Annotated in this window: 7 protein-coding genes; 1 reads left to right on the forward strand and 6 read right to left on the reverse strand. The window is 59.3% G+C overall.

The window, feature by feature from the left end; all coding sequences use genetic code 11:
- Window positions 1–32: 32 nt before the first annotated feature.
- The 6 genes from B4F51_RS12765 to B4F51_RS12790 are packed head-to-tail and all read right to left on the reverse strand — an operon-like array spanning window position 33 to window position 5,848.
- Window positions 33–617 carry a PilN domain-containing protein gene (locus B4F51_RS12765; RefSeq protein ID WP_296226027.1) on the reverse strand — a complete coding sequence of 195 codons (585 nt, stop codon included), beginning with the start codon at window positions 615–617 and terminating at the stop codon, window positions 33–35.
- Window positions 614–1,441, reverse strand: a complete 828-nt coding sequence (locus B4F51_RS12770) for a hypothetical protein (protein WP_296226029.1) — start codon at window positions 1,439–1,441, stop codon at window positions 614–616. Before B4F51_RS12770 ends, B4F51_RS12765 begins: the two co-directional genes overlap by 4 nt.
- Window positions 1,422–3,137: a GspE/PulE family protein gene (locus B4F51_RS12775; RefSeq protein WP_296226032.1), complete on the reverse strand. Its 1,716-nt coding sequence runs from the start codon at window positions 3,135–3,137 to the stop codon at window positions 1,422–1,424. The genes B4F51_RS12770 and B4F51_RS12775 overlap by 20 nt, the downstream gene beginning before the upstream one ends.
- A 5-nt stretch (window positions 3,138–3,142) precedes the next feature.
- Complete coding sequence (locus B4F51_RS12780; RefSeq protein ID WP_296226034.1) at window positions 3,143–4,333, reverse strand: type II secretion system F family protein; 1,191 nt, start codon at window positions 4,331–4,333, stop codon at window positions 3,143–3,145.
- Window positions 4,334–4,363: 30 nt separating this feature from the next.
- The gene (gene gspG, locus B4F51_RS12785; protein ID WP_296226036.1) at window positions 4,364–4,825 is read right to left on the reverse strand and encodes a type II secretion system major pseudopilin GspG; all 462 of its coding nucleotides are present in this window, start codon (window positions 4,823–4,825) and stop codon (window positions 4,364–4,366) included.
- 39 nt (window positions 4,826–4,864) lie between these two features.
- Window positions 4,865–5,848 (reverse strand): cytochrome-c peroxidase, encoded by a 984-nt coding sequence (locus tag B4F51_RS12790; protein ID WP_296226038.1) that lies wholly within the window; start codon window positions 5,846–5,848, stop codon window positions 4,865–4,867.
- Window positions 5,849–6,672: 824 nt separating this feature from the next.
- Here B4F51_RS12790 and B4F51_RS12795 point away from each other — a divergent pair.
- Window positions 6,673–7,930, forward strand: a 1,258-nt coding sequence (locus B4F51_RS12795) for an IPT/TIG domain-containing protein (protein WP_296226040.1), incomplete at its 3' end; no start/stop codon positions are given.

Here is a 7,930-nt window from a genome sequence, read left to right on the forward strand (position 1 = left end):
CCTCAAGCTGAGGTTGCTTGGTACACGCACTCTCATGCCGCATCCTTGTGCGATTGGTTCCCTGCCGGTGGCAATAGTCGCTCGGGATACCGCCAGTTCAAGACCAGCGTGAAGCGCACTGGGTGATAGGGATCCTTGGCGTCCATTTGATGCTTGTTGAGGGACACCGACTGAACCTCCGGGCGCGACTTAAGGCGCTGGACGTACTCGATCATGTCGTCGACCGTACCTGCCTCGGCGCTGAGTTTCAGCACTGAACGATCGGCATCGGGCTCTAGTGAAAGCAATGCAACCGTCTGCGGTGTGGCCTGCTCCAGCATGTCAAAGAGATCACGCCATGGAACGTTCAGGCGCCGCACGGCACGGTTTACGGTACTGACCTGCTCGGGTGTCAAACTGTTGATGGACTGTTTTTGTTGATGTGCCAAGACCTGCGTGCGTTCACTTACCCGTATCAGGCGCTCGCTGAGTGTCTGATACTGTTGGACTAAGTGCACCACGTGGGGCAGCGTGAGGCCACAACCCACCGTCCCAGCAACGATCAGCATCAGCGCCGTACTGGTGGGTGCAAAGCGCGACCTTGTGTCGGCCGCAAAGTCGATATGCAGTCGTTTCACGCTTGAGGCTCCCCAACTGGCAGGTACGGCGTTTCGGGCGTCGCCTGCTGTTGCAGCGGCTCATGAGTTGGCGCCGACATCAGATGTTGGATGGCACAGCCGTCGACGCTCTGCCCGTGCCAGTGGCGCATCGATTCCCCGGCCACATATAGGGTGGTTGGTAAGGCCAGACCCCATTGCAGGCTCGTGCGCCGGATCACGGTTCGGAGGCCATCAATGTTCTCCCATCCCGATGAAGTGATCTGGGAAACTGCAGCGGGTCGCCCCCTGGATGTGGCCACAAGTATGGCGTGCTGCGCGCTGACATCAGCGGCCCACGCTTGCTGCTGACGCATGCGTGAAGCACACTCGTTCCAGGTTTGCACGAAGCGCGAGGTGATGCTATCGAGACGACTGCGTCGCAGGGATGCGACCGTTGCAAGCGTTTGCATCAGGGATTTCGGCAGCGCGCAGACTAGAAAAGGGTCGCGGGCGTGCCAGTCGCCCATGCACGCCCAATCTTCAGCCGGGTCACCAAACAGCGACTCACAGCGCAAAGCGCTCACCAATTGCAGCTCCCGCAGACCCGCAACGCGTTCCGGGGGGCGGAGCATAAAGAATCGCGCCAGTTCGTTATCGACCTGCACTGACCAGCGAGCACGCCGCGGCAAGCGCAGTTGACAGAACTGCGTGAGCGTCGTCGAGAACTCTGGCTCGCACGAGATTCCAGGGTGTTCCCCGGTCGCCTGGTGTTGCCATTCGCGTCCGCGTGCCACGCGCTTGCTCAGGACAAGCGTTCGTTCTGCGATCTGCAGGCGATAGCGGTTAGGACTGAAGAGTGACACGCTTGACCTCCTCCAGTGTCGTGATGCCTGCGCATGCGAGTTTGAGGGCAGCGTCACGCAGGCTTCGGGTGCCGTGCTTGGCGGCCACTTCTTTCAGGTGGCGTACCGGCGCCTTGTTCACGATCAGCTCGCGTAGTTCGTCGTTGAGCGACAGTATTTCCGCGATCGCGGTGCGGCCCTTATAGCCGGTTCCCCGGCAATCGCCGCAGCCCGTGCCGGCGCGAAGGCGGTAAGCCTGGACATCCTCAGCCCGCAGACCCAGGCGCGACAGCATTGTGGGATCGGCGTCCGTGTCGCGGGTGCAATGCGGACAGTTGTTGCGGATCAGGCGTTGTGCCCAGATGCCGTTGAGTGCTGAAACGAAGGCATAGGGATCGATACCCATGTGCGTGAAACGACCGAACACATCGAACACGTTGTTGGCATGCACGGTCGTAAGCACAAGGTGGCCAGTCAGCGCTGATTGCACCGCGATCTCGGCCGTCTCTCGGTCACGAATTTCTCCCACCATGATCTTGTCGGGGTCGTGCCGCAAGATCGAGCGCAGGCCTCGTGCGAAGGTCAATCCTTTTTTGTCGTTGACGGGGATTTGCAGAATTCCCGGCAGTTGGTACTCGACGGGATCCTCGATGGTGATGATTTTGTCGCGGCCGTTGTTGATTTCTGTGAGCGCTGCATACAGCGTTGTGGTCTTGCCAGAGCCTGTCGGCCCCGTCACCAACAGCATGCCGTAGGGTTCATCGCTCAGCCGGCGCAAGGTGACCAGAGATGCGTCATCAAAACCTAAGGCCTCCAGCGACAATGCACCATAAGATTCGATCATGGCGCGCTTGTCCAAGATGCGAATCACCGCGTCCTCGCCATGAATGCTTGGCATGACGGAAACCCGCAGGTCAATGTCCCGTCCGTTGGACTCGACCTGGAAGCTCCCATCCTGCGGCACCCGTCGCTCGGAGATGTCAAGTTCGGCCAGCACTTTCAGACGCGAGATCACCTGCGCTGCCAAGTCGCGTCCGGTGATCGAACGGGCATGGTCGAGCACGCCATCGACGCGATACTTGATGGTGAGTCCAGACGCAGTGCTTTCCAGATGTATGTCGGAGGCCGTCGCCCGCAGCGCGTCATATAGGGTCGAGTTGACCAGTTTGACTGCGGGGCTGGCGGCCACACTGACTGACGCAAAGGACAGCACTTCTGTCGCGCGAGATCCGCGAGCTTCTTCGTCTGCATCGGCGACAACACTGTCGACTGCACGCACCGACTGTTCTTGCTTGGCAAGATAGGCTTGGATGTCGGATCGCAGCGCCACGCGAAAATTCACCGTGGCGCCCGCACGGGCTCCAAGCCAACTCTGCAGCTCCATGTCAAAAGGATCTGCAACAACGGCGAGGATTTGGTCCGACGTCTGCAACAAGACCGCGTGCCGGCGCATCGCCTCCACTAGCGGCAACCGATCGAACTTCGGCTGACTTTGGTCCATCTGCTGGGTGTCGACCACCGGCCAGCCGAGCACTTCTGCCAGCCAAGCTGCGAGGGTGCGCAAGCGTCCGTCGTAGAGCACTTCCAATTCCTGCATGGGCGATAAGCCCAAGGACTTGGCACGTTCGCACACCGCGTGTAAGTCATCAACGCTCAGGACAGGGTCTTTGACCTTGTCATCCGTGCCCGGTGACATCCGTGAGGACAATTGACTCATATCTGTCATTGCAGGGAAGTCGCCAGGTCGAAGATCGGCAGGTACAGCAGCACGACGATGACACCGACCACCACGCCGATAAGCAGCATCATGATTGGCTCGAAGGCGCGAGTGAACCGGTCGATAAAGCGGGAGATATCGTTGTCGTAGAAGTTGGAGGCCTGAATCAGCATGGCCCCCAACTTGCCGGAGCGCTCTCCTACCCGCAGCATCCGGAACGAAATCGACGTCGTCAGGCCGTTGTCATGGAAGGTGTCTGCAAAGGGCGCCCCAGCTTCGATGGCGTGGCGTGCACGCTGCAAGCGCTCCAGCACGTGGCGCGAGATGACGCCCTCGCTCATGCGTAAGCCCGACACTGCCGGAATACCACTTTCCAGCAGCATCCCCAGCGTCAGGTACAACCGAGACATTTCGTACAACTGCACGCGCGGTCCTACCGCCGGGAGCCGCAACACACCACGGGACAGTGCCCCACTCTTGTGCAGGCGTGCTGCTGCAACAACCGTTGCGGCAAGGGCGATGGCCATTGCAATGGCTGTCGGCAGCGCGTGTTCGGCCACAAACTGGCCTGTGCCCAACAACCAAGCTGACATCAGCGGCAATTCACGCCCCGAATCCTTGTAAATGGAAGCAAATCTGGGGATTACGTAGCCGCCAAGGAAAATGGTGACCAAGCCCCCCACGACCATGAGGATGGCCGGATAGATCGACGCGCTGACGATCTTGCTGCGGACCACGTCCACACGTTGCTGATACTCGACATAGCGCGCCAGCGCCGCCGGTAATGCCCCCGTAGTCTCCGCAGCTTGCATCAGGCCGACATAGAGGGGAGGAAATGCTTCTGGCATCGCCGTAAGGGCCGCCGAGAAGCGTTGACCTTCGCTGATAAGGGCGATGAGTCTTTGCAGGACGCTACGCGCTTCAGGCGCAGCCTCTTTCTCGATCAGACCTTCAAGCGCTTCCATCAACGTCAAGCCGGCAAGCAGCAGAGCGTGCAGTTCCTGACTGAATAGCAGTAGCGAAAAGCGCTTGCGCCGCCAACCTGTGGCGGCCTGCGCCACTCGCGAACTGCGGATGCCCAGCGCCTGCAGTCCTTGGTCTCGTATCTGACGTAGAGCGTCCGCTTCGCTCTGTGCCTCGACGCTCAGCAGCTGGATCGCATTCGAACGAGATAGGACGCGTACTTCAAACTTCACGCGAGTTTTCTCCGGCTAGCAATGCGGCCGTCAGGGGCGGACGATGTCGGCGTTTTCGCCGCTGCCGCCAGGCTGACCGTCCTTGCCGTAGCTGATGACCTCGTATTCGCCGTTGGCGCCGGGGGCGTGGTACACGTAGGCGTGCCCCCAAGGGTCCAGCGGCACCTCGCGTTTGAGATAGGGGCCGCTCCATTTCGCGCCGGCAGTGGGTGGCGCCACCATCAGCGCCTGCAGACCTTCTTCGGTGCTCGGATAGCGGCCGACGTCCAGCCTATAGGTGTCCAGAACCTTTTCAAAGGCTTCCAACTGGGCCTTGGCCGTCGTGATCTCCGATTTTCCGATTTGGGAGAAGTATTTCGGACCAACATACGATGCCAGTAAGCCGATGATGACCAGCACGACTAGCAGTTCCAGCAGGGTGAAGCCGTGCAGTCCTCGGCTTGGTCGAGCCAGGGCGGAGCGGCGCTCGTTAGAACATCTTACGGACGTCATGAGTCGTTGGGGTTAGGGTACTGGTATCGCCGCGGCAACTCAGTGGTGCGCTGCCTGGGGGTCAGGGTTCAGCCTAGCGAGCGCTTGCGGACTGGTGGTCAGCGCTTCCAAGAACGCGATCAAGTCCTGACGCTCCATGGGAGTGAGCAGCAACGGTCGGCCTTGCTCGTTGCTGCGGTAGTAGACCTCATAGTCGACTGCCTGCAAGAGCGTGGGCACACCGCCATCGTGCATATAGGGCCCCGTCTTCGCCACATTGCGCAAGCTGGGGGTGCGAAACTTGCCGATGTCCTTCGGATCGAGTGACACCACAAACCGCCCTAATTCGGCGAAGTCGTCATTCGAGAGAATGATCTGGTCCAGCGGCACGCCCTTCTGCTTCTGAGAAGCCAACTCGGTAGTCAATTGCGCCAGATGCCCACTAATACGCTCCATGCCGACCGACAGCGCATGAAATTGGTTATCAGTAAGCAGGGCGTGATCACGTTCGATCGTGTGGCATGTGGAGCAACGCGCGGCTCCGGTAAATAGGGTTAGCCCTCGCACTGCGCTCGCGCTGAGGGCGTTTTTGTCGCCTCCAAATGCATAGCGATCGAATGCTGAGTCGCCAGCACGCAGTGTGCGCTCATAGGCAGCCAACGCTTGCGCAACTTGCTCAATACGCACCTGGGATGCTTCGTTAACTCCAAAGGCGTGCCTGAATGCCTCCACGTAGTTCGGGTCTTGCACGATTACATGAAGCACGGCCGCACCATCTGGCATGCCCATCTCTCGAGGATTGGTCAGCGGCCGGAGAGCTTGGCTTTCGAGTGTGGGGTCTCTCCCTTCCCAGAATTGAGAGGTGTTATATGCAACGTTCAATAGGCTCGGTGCGTTGCGGGTCCCCAAGCGCTCACCAATCCCTTTTGAAACGCGCAGGCCATCGCCGAAGAACTGGTCCGGTGAGTGGCAACTGGCGCAACTGCGAGTGCCGTCACTGCTGAGTCGCTGGTCAAAGAAAAGCCTTTGGCCCAGGGCGATCATCGCAGGGCTTGGCGGGCGCCCGTCGATTTTGGGCAGACCGAGAAGATCCAATTCCGAGGTGCTGGCGGCCGGTGCTGGCCAAGGCTGAACAGCCCAAGCTAGGAAAACGAGCGCACCCGTCGCTGAGAGGACGGGTAGCGCTCTTCGAGTCCTGTTGCGCAATGGAGACAGGACTCCGCGCCCAAAAATTGCAACCAGCATTGAGCGACGCAAACGCGAAGCAGCCTGGCTGAAAGGCCATCGTGCCAACGGACCGACCCCCTAAACATATTTTATTGAACCGTGACGCGAAACCGTGCCGTCACCTTTGTGGAGGTGATATTTGACATGGTCGCACACGGGATTTTATTGGCGGAAAAACGTGCCTTGCTTTTGGAGCATGTTGTCACCCACGACTTAACGCTGTCAATGGGCGGCTTGTTGTGAAAACGTGAATAGCGGGGGTGTATTCGGGGTCGCAAATAACACATTTCCTGATCGTGGAGTGTTATGGATTCTTTAAGGAGAGTACCCCTCTTCACCAATATTGCGATTTGCTAGACAAGCTGGCAGGCTGCCGTTCTCTCGGGCGACGGTCCTGTTGAATGGAGCAGTCTGACCTCGTTGGAAGCGTGTCACCAGACCGGCTGGTTACGGTTTTGTTACGGCAATTCATGCTGATGATTAGGGGGTATGCCCCTTGGTTACCAAACAGCGCGAGTGGCAGAGACGTGTGTATGTTTCAAGTGCAGTGGTATTACCTGCGTTGCCGCTTGCCGGTCTAATGGATCGGCTCCTGCTTAGAACGAAAAACAAAGATCGAAATACCCAGGGGGTGGACCCATATGGCCAGGTCCGAAAATGTGTTTGCGCAAAGCGCAAGTGGCATCGTGCGCGCTGCGCGTGCCAAATCTTCTTTTTCGTTCACTGATCTGGCTCGGGCGTTTGGGCTTTTCGCCGTATGCAGTGTTTTGTTTGTTAGCAACGCTGGTCATGCTGCTAACACCGGGTTCGTTTATGACGACCTTGGGCGTCTCATTCAGGTTGTTGCTCCCGACGGCACCAGTACTCAATATGCGTACGATGCGGTCGGCAACATCACTGCAGTCAAAGCAAGTACGACAAATACGCTGGCTATTGCGAGCTTCTCGCCCAGCGGTGGCCCTGCGGGTACCAGTGTCACCATCTTAGGTAGCGGTTTCAGCACCACCGCCAGCGCAAACTCGGTCACGTTCAACGGCGTAGCAGCGGCAGTGACCGCGGCAAGCGCCACAGCTCTTCGCGTCACGGTTCCTTCTGCGGCCACGACCGGGCCAATCTCCGTTTCCAATACGAACGGCACTGCTGTCTCGTCGGCCAATTTTGTTGTTGGTACGAGCGCAGCACCACCCACCATCACCGGCTTCACTCCATCGCTGGGCCTAGCCGGAACTTCGGTCACAGTCACAGGGACTGGATTCCAGCCTGCGACGGCAGCCAACAATGTTGTGTTTGGCTCGACCCAGGGACAAGTTACCGCGGTGACTGCGCCGACGCAGGTTGTCGCGACTGTGCCTCAGGCAGGGTCTGGCAAGATCTCGGTTACCACGGCCAATGGAAGCGCAATCAGCGCGAACGATTTCTACGTCGTACCCACGGGAGTGTCGCCGAGCACGATCGTGGATACGCAGCGCATCGTTCCGGACGGCGCGGCGACGAGCTCTACCCTGGGCACGGCGGGCAGCGCTGGATTGTTCATCTTTGACGCGGTGGCGGGTCAACGGCTTGGGCTCGGGGTCGCCAACTTCTCGCCTTCGCCTACAAACGGCAGTCAACAACTTGCACTGAGCGTCTACGCTCCCTCCGGTGCCGTGCTGGTTTCGTGCACAGTTACTACAGCGAACAAGTGCACCCTGCCGGCAATACCCCAGAAGGGTACTTACCGCTTGCTCGCTCGAATCGATGGTTCTCACACTGCCAATGTTTCGCTGCTTCTGACATCTGAACAGTCCGGGGTACTGACCGCTGGCGCGCCGGTGACGACGTTCGCGACGACCCGAGCGGGCCAGAACGCGCGCTACACGTTCAACGCGACGGCGGGACAGAACCTGACCCTTGCGTGGA

It is taken from the genome of Ralstonia sp. UBA689, from assembly GCF_002298975.1.
Lineage (GTDB): Bacteria > Pseudomonadota > Gammaproteobacteria > Burkholderiales > Burkholderiaceae > Ralstonia.